This window comes from Bacteroides sp. 1001302B_160321_D4 (genome assembly GCF_015667765.1).
GTDB classification, from domain to species: domain Bacteria; phylum Bacteroidota; class Bacteroidia; order Bacteroidales; family Bacteroidaceae; genus Bacteroides; species Bacteroides xylanisolvens.
Genome location: NZ_JADPLO010000018.1, coordinates 1 through 19,526, shown reverse-complemented (window position 1 = coordinate 19,526; position 19,526 = coordinate 1). Strand labels below are relative to the sequence as shown.

Annotated in this window: 13 protein-coding genes; 7 read left to right on the top strand and 6 right to left on the bottom strand. The window is 42.4% G+C overall.

Annotated features, from left to right (window positions below; all coding sequences use genetic code 11):
- The first annotated feature begins 13 nt into the window (after positions 1-13).
- Positions 14-901, top strand: coding sequence for a carbohydrate kinase family protein (locus tag KFO40_RS09270; RefSeq protein WP_008025948.1), 888 nt, complete (start codon positions 14-16; stop codon positions 899-901).
- 434 nt (positions 902-1,335) lie between these two features.
- A complete protein-coding gene (locus KFO40_RS09265) occupies positions 1,336-4,161 on the top strand; it encodes a substrate-binding domain-containing protein (RefSeq protein WP_317194778.1) in 2,826 nt (941 codons plus the stop codon).
- An 80-nt stretch (positions 4,162-4,241) separates the two neighbouring features.
- Here the strand turns inward: KFO40_RS09265 and KFO40_RS09260 are convergent, their stop codons facing one another.
- Positions 4,242-5,630 carry an LruC domain-containing protein gene (locus KFO40_RS09260; protein ID WP_118407249.1) on the bottom strand — a complete coding sequence of 463 codons (1,389 nt, stop codon included), beginning with the start codon at positions 5,628-5,630 and terminating at the stop codon, positions 4,242-4,244.
- 83 nt (positions 5,631-5,713) lie between these two features.
- Between KFO40_RS09260 and KFO40_RS09255 the strand changes: the two genes are divergently transcribed.
- The 4 genes from KFO40_RS09255 (at position 5,714) to KFO40_RS09240 (ending at position 9,284) form a co-directional block, all read left to right on the top strand.
- Complete coding sequence (locus KFO40_RS09255) at positions 5,714-6,052, top strand: MGMT family protein (RefSeq protein WP_004300985.1); 339 nt, start codon at positions 5,714-5,716, stop codon at positions 6,050-6,052.
- 297 nt (positions 6,053-6,349) lie between these two features.
- Positions 6,350-7,576, top strand: coding sequence for a glycine betaine/L-proline ABC transporter ATP-binding protein (locus KFO40_RS09250; protein ID WP_004300984.1), 1,227 nt, complete (start codon positions 6,350-6,352; stop codon positions 7,574-7,576).
- Positions 7,573-8,397, top strand: a complete 825-nt coding sequence (locus KFO40_RS09245; protein ID WP_004311730.1) for an ABC transporter permease — start codon at positions 7,573-7,575, stop codon at positions 8,395-8,397. Before KFO40_RS09250 ends, KFO40_RS09245 begins: the two co-directional genes overlap by 4 nt.
- A 20-nt stretch (positions 8,398-8,417) precedes the next feature.
- Complete coding sequence (locus KFO40_RS09240) at positions 8,418-9,284, top strand: glycine betaine ABC transporter substrate-binding protein (RefSeq protein WP_049703481.1); 867 nt, start codon at positions 8,418-8,420, stop codon at positions 9,282-9,284.
- A gap of 152 nt (positions 9,285-9,436) precedes the next feature.
- On the opposite strand, the gene nifJ is transcribed toward KFO40_RS09240, so the two are convergent.
- Together nifJ and KFO40_RS09230 are read right to left on the bottom strand one after the other, a co-directional pair.
- Positions 9,437-12,985 (bottom strand): pyruvate:ferredoxin (flavodoxin) oxidoreductase, encoded by a 3,549-nt coding sequence (gene nifJ, locus KFO40_RS09235; RefSeq protein WP_211146288.1) that lies wholly within the window; start codon positions 12,983-12,985, stop codon positions 9,437-9,439.
- 32 nt (positions 12,986-13,017) lie between these two features.
- Complete coding sequence (locus KFO40_RS09230) at positions 13,018-14,196, bottom strand: ATP-binding protein (RefSeq protein WP_004311727.1); 1,179 nt, start codon at positions 14,194-14,196, stop codon at positions 13,018-13,020.
- Positions 14,197-14,358: 162 nt separating this feature from the next.
- On the opposite strand from KFO40_RS09230, the gene KFO40_RS09225 reads away from it, so the two are divergent.
- Positions 14,359-15,561, top strand: coding sequence for a hypothetical protein (locus tag KFO40_RS09225; protein WP_211146287.1), 1,203 nt, complete (start codon positions 14,359-14,361; stop codon positions 15,559-15,561).
- A gap of 10 nt (positions 15,562-15,571) precedes the next feature.
- Here the strand turns inward: KFO40_RS09225 and KFO40_RS09220 are convergent, their stop codons facing one another.
- From KFO40_RS09220 to KFO40_RS09210, 3 genes are all read right to left on the bottom strand, one after another.
- The gene (locus KFO40_RS09220) at positions 15,572-17,128 is read right to left on the bottom strand and encodes an ATP-binding protein (RefSeq protein WP_004315119.1); all 1,557 of its coding nucleotides are present in this window, start codon (positions 17,126-17,128) and stop codon (positions 15,572-15,574) included.
- A 775-nt stretch (positions 17,129-17,903) separates the two neighbouring features.
- Positions 17,904-18,761, bottom strand: coding sequence for an IS3 family transposase (locus KFO40_RS09215; RefSeq protein WP_015533000.1), 858 nt, complete (start codon positions 18,759-18,761; stop codon positions 17,904-17,906).
- A 35-nt stretch (positions 18,762-18,796) separates the two neighbouring features.
- Complete coding sequence (locus KFO40_RS09210) at positions 18,797-19,177, bottom strand: hypothetical protein (RefSeq protein WP_015532999.1); 381 nt, start codon at positions 19,175-19,177, stop codon at positions 18,797-18,799.
- Positions 19,178-19,526: the final 349 nt, after the last annotated feature.

The following is a 19,526-nucleotide window of genomic DNA, read 5'->3' as shown; positions in this document are numbered from 1 at the left end:
AAATCCGTAGATCATGAATAATATAATCGTAGGAATGGGCGAGGCACTTTGGGATGTGTTGCCCGAAGGAAAGAAAATAGGTGGTGCTCCGGCAAACTTTGCCTATCATGTATCACAGTTTGGTTTTGACAGTCGCGTGGTGAGTGCCGTGGGCAAAGATGAGTTGGGAGACGAGATTCTGAACGTATTCAACGAAAAGAAACTGAAAACGCAGATTGAACAAGTGGATTATCCTACCGGTACGGTACAGGTGACACTGGATAACGAGGGAGTGCCTTGTTACGAAATCAAAGAAGGCGTGGCATGGGATAACATACCTTTTACGGATGAACTGAAACGTTTGGCATTGAGTACGCGTGCCGTTTGCTTCGGTTCCCTGGCTCAACGTAATGAAGTGAGCCGTGCCACTATCAACCGTTTTCTGGATACGATGCCCGACATAGACGGACAACTGAAAATCTTTGATATTAATCTCCGCCAGGACTTCTACACCAAAGAGGTATTGCGCGAATCTTTCCGCCGTTGCAACATTCTGAAGATAAACGACGAAGAACTGGTGACCATCAGCCGTATGTTTGGATATCCCGGCATCGACTTACAGGATAAATGTTGGATTCTGTTGGCAAAATACAACCTGAAGATGTTGATTCTGACTTGCGGAATTAATGGCAGTTATGTGTTTACCCCGGGTGTTGTCTCTTTCCAGGAGACGCCGAGAGTTCCGGTTGCCGATACGGTGGGGGCAGGTGATTCCTTTACGGCTGCTTTCTGTGCTTCCATTTTGAATGGAAAACCGGTTCCCGAAGCTCACAAACTTGCTGTTGAAGTTTCTGCTTATGTCTGCACGCAAAGCGGTGCAATGCCCGAACTTCCGCAGGTTTTGAAAGACAGACTAATGTAATTGTTTGATGGAAAGTAAGTATAGAGGTATATCTCATTCGTGGGAATATACCTCTTGTTCTTTTTGCATGATTCGTATGATATGAGAGGTAGGGGCATAAAAAAAGGAGCAACGCCTTGCTCCAACCTTTGTTAACCTTAAATCTAATACTATGAAAAACACATTGCAAAGATACGGACTTCTGCTAAATTTGCAAATAATCCAAATAAAAAGAGATGTTTTATAACATTGATTAAGTGTTTGTATTACGTCTTATACTTTTGTTAATAGTTTCCGGTTGAATATTGGGAACTGTTTTGCATTTCTTTGGAGGGTAGTGATGAGAATAATCGGGTGATAGATAGCATACTCACAGTTTTATTTCTTATTTTTGTTCTCAATCGTCCATTTGGGTCATAGAAAGAAATACGAAAAAAATGAGAATGATTAGAATGATGGGATATACGAAGTGGATAGCAGTCTTGCTCTGTCTTCTTGGCATGACGGCTTGTCGGCAGGATGCACCGCGTTTCCGTATCGGGGTGGCGCAATGCAGCGATGACTCCTGGCGGCATAAGATGAATGATGAAATTCTCCGCGAAGCAATGTTTTATGATGGAGTATCGGTTGAAATCCGGTCGGCTGCGGATGATAATCGTAAACAGGCGGAAGACGTTCATTATTTTATAGATGAAGGGGTTGACTTATTGATTATCTCTGCCAACGAAGCGGCCCCCATGACTCCGATTGTAGAGGAAGCCTATCAAAAGGGAATACCTGTCATCCTGGTAGACCGGAAGATTCTTTCTGATAAATATACTGCCTATATCGGTGCCGACAATTATGAAATAGGACGTGCGGTAGGTAATTATATTGCGTCAAGCCTGAAAGGAAAAGGGAATGTGGTGGAACTTACCGGACTGGGCGGCTCAACTCCTGCCATGGAACGCCATCAAGGATTTATGGCTGCTATCAGTAACTTTCCGGATATCAAACTGATTGATAAAGCGGATGCTGCGTGGGAGCGTGAACCGGCGGAAGTGGAAATGGATAGTATGCTCCGTCGGCATCCGAAGATAGACGCCGTGTATGCGCATAATGACCGTATTGCTCCGGGAGCTTATCAGGCTGCAAAGAAAGTGGGACGGGAGAAGGAAATGATTTTTGTCGGTATCGATGCTCTCCCCGGCAAAGGTAACGGATTGGAAATGGTGCTCGACAGTGTGTTGAATGCTACTTTTATTTATCCGACCAATGGCGACAAAGTGATGCAACTGGCAATGAATATCCTTGAGAAAAAGCCTTATCCCCGGGAAACGGTCATGAACACTGCGGTGGTCGACCGTACAAATGCGCATGTCATGCAACTTCAGACAACTCATATCTCGGAACTGGATCAGAAGATTGAAACATTGAACGGACGTATCGGCGGATATCTGTCTCGGGTTGCTACACAGCAGGTGGTGATGTATGGTGGTTTGGTTATTCTTCTATTGGTGGCAGGTTTATTATTGGTGGTCTATAAATCTCTTCGTGCTAAAAATCGTCTGAATAAGGAACTTTCCGAGCAGAAGAAACAGCTGGAAGAACAACGGGACAAGTTAGAGGAACAACGTGACCAATTAGAAGAACAGCGGGATAAACTGGAAGAACAGCGGGATCAGCTTATCCAGCTTTCTCATCAACTGGAAGAGGCAACGCATGCCAAACTGGTGTTCTTCACAAATATATCTCACGATTTCCGTACTCCGCTGACATTGGTTGCCGATCCGGTAGAACATTTATTGGCCGATCATACACTAAGTGGAGATCAGCATCGAATGTTGATGCTGATTCAACGAAACGTGAATATCCTCTTACGTCTTGTCAATCAGATTCTGGATTTCCGTAAATACGAGAACGGTAAGATGGAATATACACCTGTTCAGGTAGATGTTCTTTCCTCTTTTGAGGGCTGGAACGAATCATTCCTTGCAGCGGCCCGGAAGAAACACATTCATTTCTTTTTTGATAATATGCCGGATACGGATTACCATACATTGGCGGATATGGAAAAGTTGGAACGTATTTATTTTAATCTTCTTTCCAACGCGTTCAAGTTCACACCGGAAAATGGAAAGATAACGGTTCGTTTATCTTCCTTGACGAAAGAGGATACTCGCTGGATTCGTTTTACTGTTGCCAATACCGGTTCAATGATTTCCGCCGAACATATCCGGAGTATTTTCGATCGTTTTTATAAAATAGACATGCACCACGCCGGTTCGGGAATCGGGCTTGCACTGGTTAAAGCTTTCGTTGAATTGCATAAAGGTACAATTTCTGTGGAAAGTGATGAAAAGCAGGGCACTGTCTTTACCGTTGATTTACCGGTACAGACTTGTGAGACTATTCTGGCCGAAGATTCTCTAAAGTCATCAATCTCTGCAGTTCCTTTAAATCCTGCTTCTCCCGGTTCTCCTGCCTCTTCCAACCTGAATGAAACTTTAGCTGTCGAAGAAGAGGAACTGGAAAAAGGCTATGATTCTTCCAAACCTTCTGTTTTGGTAATTGATGATAATGCAGATATCCGTTCGTATGTACGCGGATTACTCCATACCGATTATACTGTTATTGAAGCAGCAGACGGTTCGGAGGGTATCCGCAAAGCAATGAAATATGTTCCGGACTTGATAATCTCTGATGTGATGATGCCTGGTATTGATGGAATAGAGTGTTGCCGTCGGCTGAAAAGCGAACTGCAAACCTGCCATATCCCTGTCATCCTATTGACAGCCTGTTCTTTGGATGAACAACGGATTCAGGGATATGACGGAGGTGCGGATTCTTATATCTCCAAGCCCTTCAGTTCGCAATTGCTGTTGGCACGCGTTCGTAATCTGATAGATTCACATCGCCGCCTGAAACAGTTCTTTGGTGACGGACAAACGTTGGCGAAAGAGGATGTCTGTGATATGGATAAAGACTTTGTGGAAAAATTCAAGGCTTTAATTGAAGCAAAGATGGGAGATTCAAATTTGAATGTAGAGGATTTGGGTAAGGATATGGGATTAAGTCGTGTGCAACTCTATCGCAAAATAAAATCCCTGACTAATTATTCTCCGAATGAATTGCTTCGCATCGCTCGCTTGAAGAAGGCTGCTTCCCTGCTTGCTTCGTCAGATATGACAGTGGCGGAGATTGGTTATGAAGTCGGTTTTAGTTCTCCTTCTTATTTTACCAAATGTTATAGAGAGCAGTTTGGTGAAAGTCCGACAGATTTGCTGAAAAGGAAAGGATAGAATCAAAACTATTCACGTCAGAATACAATAAATCCCGGTAACTTGAATTTTCAATGTTTACCGGGATTTATTGATATGTGTTAGTTATGAATCAATAAATTTTTATCTGCGTTTCCTTGATTATACCAGTTTTGTTCGTTTTTGCCACTACTTTGCGCCCATTTTGCGAATCCTTTATAGGCTTCCAAGAAATTAGCTTTTTCAATAGCATGTGCTGCGTTGCCTGGTACTCTTAATCCCCAAATCAGGCGTCCTGCACTAAAATAATAATTATCATCTTCTTCGTCCCCGTTTGTATATACCGGTAGCAGATTTTTATCATTGAATGGATATTGGTAAGTGATCGGTTCAATACCATTCATATGGATTTCTGTTCCGCTATCATTACGTTTTAAATACAAGTCGAATTCATCGCCTTCTAATATTTCCTTTACTTCTTTTCTCTTCTTTAGGGTGATCAGAATATTGATCTCCGGTAAATCACTTGTTGCTACCAAAGCATTCTTTTCTGTATTATAATATTGGCTGCCTGCAGGTTTAGCCAGATTCTTAATTAAAGGGCTGTAATCAATGATAAGATGTTTATTGGGGACAAGATCTACTCCGTCGATCGCAGGAATCACGTTTTTAGTTTCATAAACTTCTATACTTTCCACTTCGTCAGAATCTATTTCTTTCAGTCTTAAATAAGGAGAATAAGGGAATATTCCTCCGATAGCTTTTAGACGTAATCCTATTTGTATATACTGTGCAGTGTATTTTTTGTCAACCTTTTTAATACCTTGGAACTGCACCTTATAATTGACTACAAAATCATTAAAGTCATAATCTCCTAATGATGGGAATTGGTCTTCAAACATGATTGTTCCCCAACCATCTTTGGGATGAGAAATGACTCCTTTTGACAATTGGATGTCATCTTCTATATCATGCCCACGAGTGATTGACCGGGTGGTGTTAGATTTGGATTTGGCATCATTAGCAATGTTCAGTGAGAAACTTCTATCTGCATTTACAGGTATGGCTACTTTTTTGATTTCATTGGTGCTGGTTTTGTACTGGGCATACAATGTATTTACGTAGGTTGGGATGCTCAAAGGGAGACTTGAAATTTCTGTATCTACAGGAATGTCGGCTATTTTCTCTTCTTTACTACATGCTTCATCCAAAAAGAAGGAAACCATAGTGGGGGTAGTAGCAGCTACTGTTCCTGCGGCTACTTGAGTTAATTTCCATTGAAAGCCTGCGGGTATATTCAGGTCTTTTACTTGAATTTCTTTTTCGGGTTGTTTACTTTCATCATAAAGGTTCTTCTCACAGGAGCTGAAAGCGAATACTCCAAATAAACAAGAAGCGAATAGAATTGTCTTCTTTTTCATAACAGCAGTGCTTGTTTTGTTAATAATAGGGTTGCTTTTAATGGGTACAAAGGTCGGGATTATTTGTAAATAAAGCAAATAAAGTTGCATATTTTATTTGAAATACTTTTATTATTTGCAAATTCTTTCCTTTTTATCTAGTTTTGGAACTGAAATAAAGTAATGTTTGAGTGATGAAAGATTATAAAGTAGACAAAGCGAGTCTCTCCGCATCCTTTTGTCAAGAGGTGTATCAGGTTGTTCGGGAAATTCCGGTAGGTAAAGTTTCTACCTATGGGGGAATTGCCGCATTATTGGGAATGCCTCAATGTTCCCGTATGGTGGGGCGTGCTTTGAAACAGATTCCGGATGATTTATCTGTGCCTTGTCACCGGGTTGTCAATGCATCGGGACGCCTTGTTCCGGGGTGGACAGAGCAGAAACAACTCTTGTTGGAAGAAGGGATCTCTTTCAAGCAAAATGGATGCGTAGACTTGAAAAAGCATCTTTGGAATTACTCCGTATCTGAATGAAATTTGCATATTTAATCTATTTTCCTTACCTTTGTGCCAACAATATGCAAGAACAGACTGTTATTTATTTATGAAAATACTGTTTTCTACTGTTCATTGAGAGGATAATCTTATCAAATTCTATTCCTTTTAAACTACTTAGTCTGTTTTCTTTAACCATTTAAAAACGTCGGATCGTCATGTTACCATGTGACATGACTGAACCATGCGAACATTCAACTTGTTTATCGTAAGTGAGAATGAGGAACGCGGCAGTTGAAAACAAAACAAATATTATAATCTAAACCAATATATTATATGAGTAAAATAGAAATAAAGGATTTGTACCTTATCTTTGGTCACGAGAAGCAGAAAGCACTCAAGATGTTGAAAAAAGATAAGAGTAAAGAGGAAATTCTGAAAGATACCGGTTGTACGGTAGGAGTGAAAGATGCCAATCTTTCAATTAATGAAGGAGAGTTTTTTGTGATAATGGGACTCTCGGGAAGTGGAAAATCGACATTACTGCGTTGTATCAATCGTCTGATACGTCCTACTGCCGGACAAGTGCTTGTAAACGGAGTAGATATATCTAAAATATCCGAAAAAGAGTTATTGCAGGTTCGCCGGAAAGAACTGGCGATGGTTTTCCAGAATTTCGGTCTGTTACCTCACCGTTCCGTATTGAGCAATATCGCGTTCGGCCTCGAACTTCAAGGAGTGAAGAAAGAGGAACGTGAGAAGAAAGCGATGGAAAGTATGATGCTTGTCGGATTGAAAGGATATGAAAATCAGATGGTGGGCGAGCTTTCCGGTGGAATGCAACAGCGTGTCGGACTGGCCCGCGCTCTGGCTAATAATCCCGAAGTACTTTTAATGGATGAGGCTTTCTCTGCGCTCGATCCCTTGATTCGCGTGCAAATGCAGGATGAACTGTTGGCTTTGCAGTCGAAGATGAAAAAAACAATTGTCTTTATTACCCATGACTTGAGTGAAGCGATTAAACTGGGCGACCGTATTGCGATTATGAAAGACGGAGAGGTGGTGCAGGTAGGTACTTCAGAAGAAATACTGACCGAACCGGCTAACGATTATGTAGCCCGTTTTGTTGAAAACGTGGACAGGAGTAAAATTATCACCGCTTCTTCTTTAATGATTGACAAACCACTGGTGGCCCGTCTGAAGAAAGAGGGACCTGAAGTATTGATTCGTAAGATGCGTGCGAAGAATATCACCGTATTACCTGTCATAGACGCCGATGATAAACTGGTCGGAGAAGTACGTCTGAACGACCTGCTTAAGTTACGTAGCAGACAGGAAAAATCCATTGAAACGATTGTGCGTACAGAAGTACATTCTGTATTGGAGGATACAGTGTTGGAGGATATACTTCCTTTAATGACAAAGAGCAATTCGCCGGTATGGGTGATTGATGAGACGCATGAGTTTTTAGGAACAATCCCGCTTTCCTCCTTAATCATCGAAGTGACGGGGAAAGATAAAGAAGAAATAAACGAAATAATTCAAAACGCAATAGATTTATGATAAATATAGGACAATATATAGAGACGGTCATCAATTGGATGATGGTACATTTTTCCACTTTCTTTGATGCCATAAATGCAGGCATCGGTAGTTTTATTATAGGATTCCAACACGTACTTTTTGGAATACCTTTTTATATAACCATTCTAGTGCTTGCTGCACTCGCATGGATGAAGGCAGGACGTGGTACGGCAATTTTCACCGCATTGGGATTATTACTGATTTATGGAATGGGATTTTGGGAGGCTACTATGCAAACCCTGGCTCTCGTTTTTTCATCTACCTGTCTGGCTCTGATTGTTGGTGTACCTTTAGGAGTGTGGACGGCAAACAGTCCGCGTGCAGAGAAAATACTCCGTCCTGTTCTCGACTTGATGCAGACGATGCCTGCTTTTGTTTATCTGATTCCTGCCGTTTTATTTTTCGGATTGGGAGCAGTGCCGGGAGTGTTTGCCACCATTATCTTTGCTATGCCTCCTGTGGTCCGTCTTACCGGATTGGGAATACGGCAAGTTCCTAAAAATGTAGTGGAAGCTTCCCGTTCGTTCGGGGCTACCCGTTGGCAGTTATTGTATAAAGTGCAGCTTCCTTTGGCGTTGCCAACCATCCTGACAGGTGTCAATCAGACAATAATGATGTCGCTTTCTATGGTTGTCATTGCTGCCATGATTGCTGCCGGTGGTCTGGGAGAAATTGTATTGAAAGGTATTACCCAAATGAAAATCGGACTTGGGTTTGAAGGTGGTATCGCAGTTGTTATTTTAGCTATCATCTTAGACCGTATCACACAAGGAATGGCAGGACGAAAAAACAAGAACTAAACGGAAAGGATAAAATACGTATGAGAATATATAAAATAGTAGGAATAGTATTGTCAGCTATGCTTTTGCTGGCTTCCTGTACTAATTCAGACTTAGAGAAAAAGAAAGTAAAAATAGCCTATGCCAATTGGCTGGAAGGTATTGCCATGAGTCATTTGGCAAAGGTGGTATTGGAAGAACATGGATATGAGGTTGAACTGCAAAATGCTGACCTTGCCCCCATCTTTGTATCTATGTCAGGAAAGAAATCTGATGTCTTTTTGGATGCCTGGTTACCAATAACGATGAAAGATTATATGGATCAGTATGGAGACAGCATCGAATTTCTGGGTGAGGTGTATGGAGAAGCCCGTGTAGGACTGGTTGTTCCTCAATATGTTACGATCCAGTCTATTAGTGAGCTGGAAGCTAATAAAGACCGTTTCTCTTCTGAAATAGTAGGAATTGATGCGGGAGCAGGGATAATGAAGACGACCGATAAGGCCATTGCTGCTTACGGACTTGATGGGTATACCCTCATGACTTCAAGTAGTTCCACCATGCTGGCTTCTTTGAAAAAAGCGATGGACAAAGGAGAATGGATTGTCATTACGGGGTGGACACCGCATTGGATGTTCGACCAGTTTGACTTGAAATTCTTGGATGATCCGAAGAAAGTATATGGAGACTTGGAAGAAATACATGCTATTGCATGGAAAGGATTCAGTGAGAAAGATCCGTTTGCTGCCGAATTCTTTGGCAACATTAAACTAACGACAGAAGAACTTAGCTCTTTTATGACAGCTATGAAGGATGCCCGGATGGATGAAGAAGAAATAGCCCGCAAATGGAGGGATGAACATCGGCAGTTGGTGGATAGTTGGATTCCGAAGTCTGAGAATAAATAGATTGGAGCATTGTTATTCTTAATTTTAAATATAAAATAGACATGAACTCTAGTGGGAAAAAGGGAGTATTGTTTATGTTAGACAGAGTTCATACAATAAAAAAACGGTAATCTTCTACAAGATTACCGTTTTATATTTATAGGGTATTACTATTATTCAGCACCCCAGTTTTCTCTAGCCAAACGTTTGTAGCTGTTGTAACGCCATTTAGCGTTTTCTTCAGCAGCTTTGAACAGTTCTTCAGCTTCAGTAGGATATTGTTTCATTACAGAAGCGTAACGAACTTCACCCTTCAAGAAACCTTGGAAATCTTCCCAGTTCGGTTCTTTGCTATCCAATTGGAATGGGTTCTTGCCTTCTTCTTCCAAAGCCGGGTTGTAACGCCACAAGTGCCAGTAACCGCACTTAACAGCTTTTTCTTCTTCTTCCTGGCTCTTACCCATACCTGCTTTCAGACCGTGGTTGATACACGGAGCATAAGCGATAATCAAAGATGGTCCCGGATATGCTTCAGCTTCACGGATAGCTTTCAGAGTTTGAGCTTGGTCAGCACCCATAGCGATCTGTGCAACATATACATAACCGTAAGTAGTAGCCATCAGACCGAGGTCTTTCTTACGTACGCGCTTACCAGCAGCTGCGAACTTAGCGATAGCACCTACCGGAGTAGCTTTAGAAGACTGACCACCTGTGTTAGAGTAAACTTCAGTATCCAGAACGAGGATGTTAACGTCCTTACCGGAAGCGATTACATGGTCAAGACCACCGTAACCGATATCGTAAGAAGCACCGTCACCACCAATGATCCACTGGCTGCGTTTTACAAGATATTGTTGCAGTTCAGCGATTTGTTTGCAGTGGTTACATTTATCCTTGTTAGCTTCAACAACCGGAATGATCTTAGCAGCCAATTCCTTAGTCTTGTCCGCATCCAGCATATTGTTGATCCATTCAGCGAACAGTTCTTTTACTTCAGCAGGAGTGCAATCAGCAGCAATAGCCTCGTTCATCACTTTCACGAGACGAGCACGCATCTTTTCGTTAGCCAGTTCCATACCCAAACCGAATTCACAGAAGTCTTCGAACAGTGAGTTAGCCCAAGCAGGACCGTGTCCGTTTTCGTTTGTAGTATACGGAGTAGAAGGAACAGAACCAGAGTAGATAGAAGAACATCCGGTAGCGTTAGCAACCATTTCACGGTCACCGAACAATTGAGAAATCAATTTCACGTATGGAGTTTCACCACAACCAGAGCAAGCGCCGGAGAACTCAAACAACGGAGTAGCGAACTGTGAGTTCTTCACGTTAGCCTTGATATCAACAAGATGTTGTTTAGTCTTCACGTTTTCAGCACAGTAAGTCCAGTTTTCAGCTTGAGCCAATTGGCTTTCGAGGTGTTTCATTGTCAATGCTTTGCCACCCTTCTTCGGATTACCCGGACAGATGTCGGCACAGTTACCGCAACCCAGACAGTCGAGAACGTCCACCTGGATACGGAATGTCATACCGTCGAATGCTTTACCTACAGCTTTCAGTTGTTCGAACTTAGCACCCTTCTGCTCTTCAGCGTCGAGTACGAACGGACGGATAGAAGCGTGAGGACAAACGTATGCACACTTGTTACACTGGATACAGTTTTCCGGATTCCATTCAGGAACGAATGCAGCTACACCACGTTTTTCGTATTTAGCAGTACCTTGATACCAAGTACCGTCTTCGATACCCTTGAATGCAGATACCGGCAACAAGTCACCGTCTTGTGCATTGATCGGACGAACTACTTCGTTGATGAATGCAGGATCGTTGTTTTCAGCTTTTGCGTCATCCGGAAGGTTAGCCCAAGCAGGATCAACAGCCAAAGTCTTGTATTCACCACCACGGTCAACGGCAGCATAGTTCTTGTTAACAACGTCTTCACCCTTCTTGCCGTAAGACTTAACGATGAATTTCTTCATCTGCTCAACAGCTTGTTCTACAGGAATAACGCCTGTGATACGGAAGAATGCAGATTGAAGGATTGTGTTGGTACGGTTACCCAAACCAATTTCCAGTGCAATCTGTGTTGCGTTGATATAGTATACAGAAATGTTGTTCTGTGCGAAATATTTCTTAACCTTGTTAGGCAGGTTCTTAGCCAGTTCTTCACCTTCCCAAATTGTGTTTAATAAGAAAGAACCGTTCTTACGCAAACCACGAGTTACATCGTACATGTGCAGGTAAGCCTGAACGTGACAAGCAACGAAGTTCGGAGTATTTACCAGATAAGTAGAACGGATTGGATTGTCACCGAAACGCAAGTGAGAACAAGTGAAACCGCCCGACTTCTTAGAGTCATAAGAGAAGTAAGCCTGGCAGTGTTTGTCAGTGTTGTCACCGATAATCTTTACAGAGTTCTTGTTAGCACCTACTGTACCGTCAGCACCCAAACCGTAGAATTTAGCTTCGAACATACCTTCGCCGCCTAAAGCGATTTCTTCTTTTTGAGGAAGAGAAGTGAAAGTAACGTCGTCTACGATACCGATAGTGAAGTGGTTCTTCGGCATTGGCATAGCCAAGTTTTCGAATACTGAAAGGATTTGAGCAGGAGTAGTATCTTTTGAACCCAAACCGTAGCGACCGCCAACGATAACCGGAGCATTTTCTGCACCGTAGAAGCAGTCTTTAACGTCAAGGTAAAGAGGTTCGCCGTTAGCACCCGGTTCTTTAGTACGGTCAAGAACTGCGATAGTTTTAGCAGTCTTAGGTACAGCAGCCAAGAAGTGTTTAGCAGAGAACGGACGATACAGGTGTACGGCAACCATACCCACTTTTTCGCCGTTTGCTACCAGGTAGTCGATAGCTTCGCGGGCAGCTTCTGTTACAGAACCCATAGCGATAATTACGCGTTCTGCATCTTCTGCACCATAGTAATCGAACAAACCGTATTTACGACCTGTGATCTTAGAAATTTCATTCATGTATTCTTCTACGATAGCAGGAACTGCTTCATAGTAGTTGTTGCATGATTCACGATGTTGGAAGAAGTGGTCCGGATTTTCAGCCATACCACGAGCTACCGGATTCATCGGATTCAGTGCGCGGGCACGGAATTCAGCCAAAGCTTCCTGATCCACCAGCGGAGCTAGATCATCATTTTCCAACATTTCAATCTTTTGGATTTCGTGAGATGTACGGAAACCATCGAAGAAGTTCATGAACGGAACGCGAGATTTGATGGTAGCCAAGTGAGCAACACCAGCCAAATCCATAACTTCCTGTACAGAGCCTTCAGCCAACATAGCAAAGCCAGTCTGACGAGCTGACATTACGTCTTGGTGGTCACCGAAGATACACAATGCGTGAGAAGCCAATGTACGAGCAGATACATGGAATACGCAAGGCAAGAACTCACCGGCAATTTTGTACATGTTAGGGATCATCAGGAGAAGACCCTGGGAAGCAGTGTAAGTAGTAGTCAACGCACCAGCCTGAAGAGAACCGTGAACTGCACCGGCAGCACCACCTTCAGATTGCATTTCCTGTACTAATACTGTTTCGCCGAAGATGTTCTTACGTCCTGCGGCAGCCCATTCGTCTACGTACTCAGCCATAGTCGAAGAAGGAGTGATGGGGTAGATAGCTGCTACTTCAGAGAACATATACGAGATATGCGCTGCAGCTTGGTTACCATCACAAGTGATGAATTTCTTCTGTTTAGTCATAACTAAATTAAATATTTAAGTAAATAAATCTTTTAATATAAAAAGCCGAACATCCAGAGAGGTATCTGGTTGCCCCGACCTATTTCAGCCTTATGCAACGCGTACGTTACATTCGGATTGTTCTTGATCTTTGCGCCTTCCTGGCAAATTTTGAACGGCATTACTTCGTCTACCATAAAAGAGACGTTTTTATCTCCTTTATGTACCTTATGGTCTTTCCATAAAGAATTTGCAAAGAATGTGTCGAGCACATCCTGCTCTTCCACTTTCACCGGATAGATGGAATACATCAGGTTGGAGTTGTGCATCATTATCTTTGAAGGTTTTTTAGGGAATTCTTCCCCTTTCGGATAAACCAGATTAATGAGTCGCGCATCTGCCAGATACTTGATATAGTTCATCACCGTGGCGCGAGATGTCTGTATGTCGCTTGCCAGTTGGCTCACATTTGGAGCTTTCGGCCCGTCGACAGCGAGCAAATATAGCAATTTTTTTATCTTTGAAAGATATTTCAGTTCAATTTGTTTGATGAGAAGTATATCTACTTCCACCATCATGTTCATCGTTTTCAGTAAATTCTCCGAAAAGTTACGCTTTTCGAGGAAGAACGGATAGAAGCCGTGGTGCAGATAATCCTGGAAATAATCCAACGGACGAACTTTGGAGAGTACTCCTTTGGCAATCTGTTCGTGAGTGCTAAGAATTTCTTCGAGGCTATATGCCCTGAATTTCATGCCTGTTTGCAAGTTTAGGAATTCACGGAAAGAAAATCCACGCAGGTTATAGCTCTTGGCGATATCACGTAATTCAAGATTTTCTTCTTTCAGTCGCATTACGGACGAGCCGGTGAAGACAATTTTCAGGTTAGGAAAACGGTCGTAACACATGCGTAACTCTTTGCTCCATTCCGGATGTTTGAACACCTGATCGATCAACAATACTTTTCCGCCACGTTTCTGAAATTCGTTGGCGAAGTCTACAATGCTGTGGCCCGAGAAATAGAAGTTGTTCATGTTGATGAACAGACAGGAACGGTCGTTCCCGAATTTCTCTTTGGCGTATTGGAGAAGGAAAGTGGTTTTTCCTACGCCACGTGTCCCTTTGATACCAATCAGGCGGTCGCTCCAATCGATCTCGTCCATAAGATCGCGGCGAACGGGGGCATTGGTGTGCTCAACGAGGTAGGCGTGTGTGCGGTAGAATGATTCCATTTCAGTTCTTTGTTTTTCGGGTGGCAAATATACTGCTTTTTTTAGGATTTGCAAAGTAGAGATGGCAAAATTGTGTGTTTAATTCCAACTTTCTGTTTATTGTAGTCATTCCTGACTATTTCCTGTATATATTTGCAGAATAAAGTTTTGAATTCATTTGAAATGACAAAAAAGGCTCTTTATATATTCAATCCGGAACATGACTTGGCGTTGGCTAGCGGCGAAACGAACTATATGGCTCCGGCTTCGGCCAGACGTATGGCTTCCGAGTTGGCTTTGCTTCCGATGTGGTATGTAGAGGAGGGGAGTGCTGTATTAGCTTCTTCCGCCTATAATCTCGGCTATGTGAAGAAGATACAGGAATTATTAGGACTTTCGGTTGATTTGATGACAGAGCCGGAACTTGCTATTGAACCGAATTTGGATATTCGTCCTTGGGGATGGGATGTAGCTTTGCGGAAACGGCTTTCAGGGCTGGGCATGGATGAAGCCCTGCTTCCTTCTATGGAGCAATTAGACGGTTTGCGGGAATACTCCCATCGTTCTAAAGCCGTCTCATTACTTCCGGAATTACAACTGAATGAATATTTCTGCGGAGAATCTTATTATTTGAAGACACAGGAAGAATGGAAAACCTTTGTGGAAGAGCGGGAATGCTGCCTGTTGAAAGCTCCGCTTTCGGGAAGCGGTAAAGGCTTGAACTGGTGTAAAGGCATATTTACTCCTTTTATATCCGGTTGGTGTACGCGTGTGGCTGCTTCGCAGGGTGGAATCATTGCGGAACCTATATATAATAAGGTAGAGGATTTTGCCATGGAGTTTTATTCCGATGGTACAGGTGAAGTGACATTTATGGGATATTCCCTCTTCCATACCGGAAAGAGTGGAATGTATGAAGGGAATCGTTTGTTTTCTAATGAGGCAATCTGGAAACAACTTTCGCAATATATCCCTTCAAAGGTTTTGACGGATTTGGAGAACTGCTTGAAATATAGGCTTTCTGCGTTGGTAGGAACCGTTTATAAAGGTTATCTTGGAGTTGATATGATGATTTGTCGGTTTCCAGAAAATGAAAAGCCGGTTTTTCGGATTCATCCCTGTGTGGAAATCAATCTGCGCATGAATATGGGAGTTGTTGCGCGTTTTTTATATGACCGTTATGTACGTTCTGGTTCAACAGGGCGTTTTGTGATTGATTATCATCCTTCGGAAGGTGAAGCCTTGCAGGAACATGAACGAATGTCCGCAACTTATCCGTTGAAAATCAGGGAAGGTAGAGTGTACTCCGGTTATTTACCTTTGGTTCCTGTTCATAGGAGAAGTTGCTATCGCGCATGGATATGGGTAACTCCTGATAATATTTAACTTTATCTGTTCACACCAGCCAGCGACTGATATTGCGTTTTTCCGCACTGAACTCCACCCCGATCTTTATCACTTCACGTCCGTCTGCCTGATACGGTATCAGATAGCCTTTATCGTCGATCTGCTTCAATGCCGCTTCTGCTGTGTCATGCAGCTTGAATTCGAAGACATAGATATATTTAGGTGTTTTCACTACGGCATCTGCACGACCGCGGGCGCTGCGTACTTCGGCATCGGTGAACTGTCCCATAAGTTTGAAGACAATATAGAAAACTACTTGGTAGTGACGCTCTGTCTGCTCGTTCAATTCGTAGGTGAAATCGGCAAAGAAGGCTTGCAGGCGGGTAAGAAAGGCATCGTAGTCTCCCGAACGAAGTTCTTGTACAAACTTGCCGATGTAAAATCCTTGGTCACTGTTTCTCACTCCGGTGTAAAATGGAACCAGGAAATTAATGAAGCCGTAGCGGACTTCATCATTAGGAAATTGCAATAGATAGTTACCAAATTCCCTATCGAAATCTTTTATCGTCAGATAGCCACTTTGGTAAATCAACGGAATCGGGTTATTGGAATCTACACGATATTCGGAGAACATGGAAGACGGTGCTTCGATCCCGTCAAGCAAAGTACGCAGGTCGTATTCGGTTTCTTGCAGCATCTCGACGAGGAAAGTCGGTGTGCCGGTCTGGAACCAGTAATTGTCGAACACTTTTGATTTCAGGACATTCAGTACACTGAACGGGTTGAAGATACCTACTGAATTAATGCAAAAATGATAGCCATCGTAGAGACGTGTCATTCGTTGTACCGCGTCATCATAAGAAATGGAATTATTGGCTGCAAGTATCTTGATTTCCGGTTGGAAGGTATCCAATAATTCTTGAAGAGTGATGCCGCAAAGGGTTCCGTAATCGGGCCATAAAGTGATGTCCTGCAACTGGTTGAGGTCACTGAATACACTTACTTGTGAGAATTTCGTCACTCCTGTGAGGAAGACGAAACGCAGGTAGCGGTCGGCACTTTTCAATACTCCGTAAAAGGCTTTCAGGGTTTTACGGTATTCATCCAGTAAGACATCATTACCTAAAGCTTGCAACAGAGGTTTGTCGTATTCGTCTACCAGGACTACGACGCTGCTACCGGTTTGTTCGTAGGCACGACGGATGACACCGGAGAAACGACCGGAAAGAGTGTTCTCGTCTATTCCTTTGCCATATTGGATTTCCCATAAGGTGAGTTGACGGCTGAGGATATCATAAAGTCTTTCCGGAGAATCGTACTTCTCGGCATTTAAATCCAGATGCAGCACAGGATGCTTTTCCCATTTCGTTTCCAGTTTTTCAATGGCAAGCCCTTCGAAGAGTTCTTTCTTTCCTTCAAAGTAGGCTTCAAAGGTAGAGAGAAGAAGACTTTTACCAAAACGGCGTGGACGACTCAGGAAGTATGGAGTAGATGTATAAGCTATTTTCCATACAAGCTCTGTTTTATCTACATATAGATAATCGCCCTTACGAAGTTTCTCAAAGGTCTGTATCCCGATAGGGAGTTTACGAAGCAGGTCATTCATTGTTATTTTCCTTTTAGTGGTTCAAAGATAATCATTATTTTCGTAATATTTCGTTTTCAATATCTCAAAGAACGGGCGTTATAATTTTGTTTAACTGGAAAATTATCATTTAGCTCATTCTTGCACGGTTTTCACCACAGAGGACACGGAGGACACAGAGGTGAATTTGTTTTATGACTTACGGTTGTGACCCTAATTTTAATGCGTAATCCTCCTCTATAAAGTTGAAAAAACATGAAAACATCTGCCACCTGCAACCAAACGCATGTAATACAGTAGTTAATAAGTAGTTAGAACGTGGCAGATACCTGCGACAGATAGGTTGCAGATAAAGTATCTGCAACACAGTATAAACCTTACATAAACTAATTCTCCATGAGTGCAAAAGTTTATTGTATACATTAACTTCCCGTTTCCAGGCGGGGAACTGTCGTTTCCGGCATTAGAAATTACAGTTTCCACGGCAGGAAACGAGAGTTTCTAAGGCGGGACACTACAGTTTCTAGGTAAGGATTGTACTGTACTGGATTTAGTTGACAACTTCGTTTGTTATACCTAAGTTAGTTAACTCAATATATTTTAAAACCTAAATAAGTTTACTTGTCCCTTTGTAATTCCTTAATAAGTTGTCATATTAAAGATGTTGCAAACATATGTATCTTTTCTTATAAATGCAAGACTTCGGGCTGTAAACTTCATTAAACAACAAAAACTCTTCGCTCGGGGATCGCCCTCGCGGCAAGGGGCGGGAGCACCCGTCCCGACGAGCGGGACTTCAACTACCTTTTTCCGCGTACTTACGAATATGTTCCATCGGTGTTTTCATTTGTATACCTTGATGGGGTCGAACATAATTGTATGCATATATGGCGTCGCTTATACGTTTATCCAACTGTTCAAAGCTGTCATCTTCGCAGTCAAACAACCACCCATTCTTGATCGTGTTATTCATCCGTTCAGCCAGGGCATTATGTAGCGGATCTCCACACTGCGTCATACTAATATTGATATGATGTTTCTTGAGCATATCCACATACAGGTTTGAGCAGTATTGCACTCCCCGGTCAGAATGGTGTATGAGACTACTCAAATCAACATTGTATCTGTTGTAAAAGTCTATAGCCATCCTCAGTGCCTTTAAGGGACCTTCCGCTTCAAGTGTTTTGCACAGGGCATATCCAACTATCGCCCGACTGCCCGCATCGGTAAGAAGAGACAGGTAAGCCCATCCCTGGTACGTGGCAACATAGGTTATGTCCGCTACAACCATTGAACCGAATGTGTCAGCTACAAATTTAGGAGTAACATTTAGCAAGTCCGGATAAATGTAATAATTATGATTAGAATTTGTTGTCTTTGGTCTCACATGTCTGACACGTTGACACAGGCCATTAGCACGAAAAATATTATAGCATTGATCACGCCCAATGACCATCCTGACACCAAACTTGCGGAGACAGCATGCATAGAGTTCACGTATACCAGCCTTAGGCATAAGTTTACGTAACTCATTACAATACAACACAATGCTTGATGTGAGGATGTCTATTTCCTTTTTTCTGTTGACATGCTTATAATAACCTTGTCTGGTTATGCCGAAGTAATCACAGAGGAACTGTAGCCTACCGCGCATATGACGGGCAGAGTTCCCCTGTGACAAGGTATCGATTACTTGGCATCGGAGTTTTTTCGAACCTTGATGTGATAGGTTGACTCAGCAAGATTTATTAATTCCTCACAAGCTTCATGACGAAGACTTTCCTCCTGAAGAGCACGCTGAAGTTTGCGATTTTCGGCACGCAATGCAGCGAGTTCTTTCTCCAGTTCATTGAGAGACTCAGCAGAGTATTTGTTGAAAGAGGGGTGGTCTGTACTCATAACTTTATCATTTATATGATACTTATCAAGCCAAAGAATCAGCAGACGACGGCAAATACCGGTACGTTTGGCAAACTGATACTTCGTTTCCGAAGTAGATAAATACTCACGAATATAAGACATTCGTTCGGATTCTGTGTAAGGAGTGTACTTCTTTTTTAATTCTTTCATGGGAATTTCGCATTTAAGAAGTGTCAACTTATTTAGTACACTACAGATACTGTCGTTTCCCCGTAGAGACACTGTCATTTCTCCATAGAGTGATCCCAATTATCCCATAGCTTTGCATAAAGGAATCAAGGCTTTTTCTTTGATTATATAACGTGTTGCAGATACTTTATCTGCAACCTATCTGCCACAGGTATCTGCCACGTTCTAACTACTTATTAACTACTGTATTACATGCGTTTGGTTGCAGGTGGCAGATGTTTTTATGTTTTTCAGGTTCTTCGTCAAATTTGGTGGTAATCTCTTTTTTATTTCGATGGTTTTCCTCTTCTTCTTTCTTAATCCTATAAAA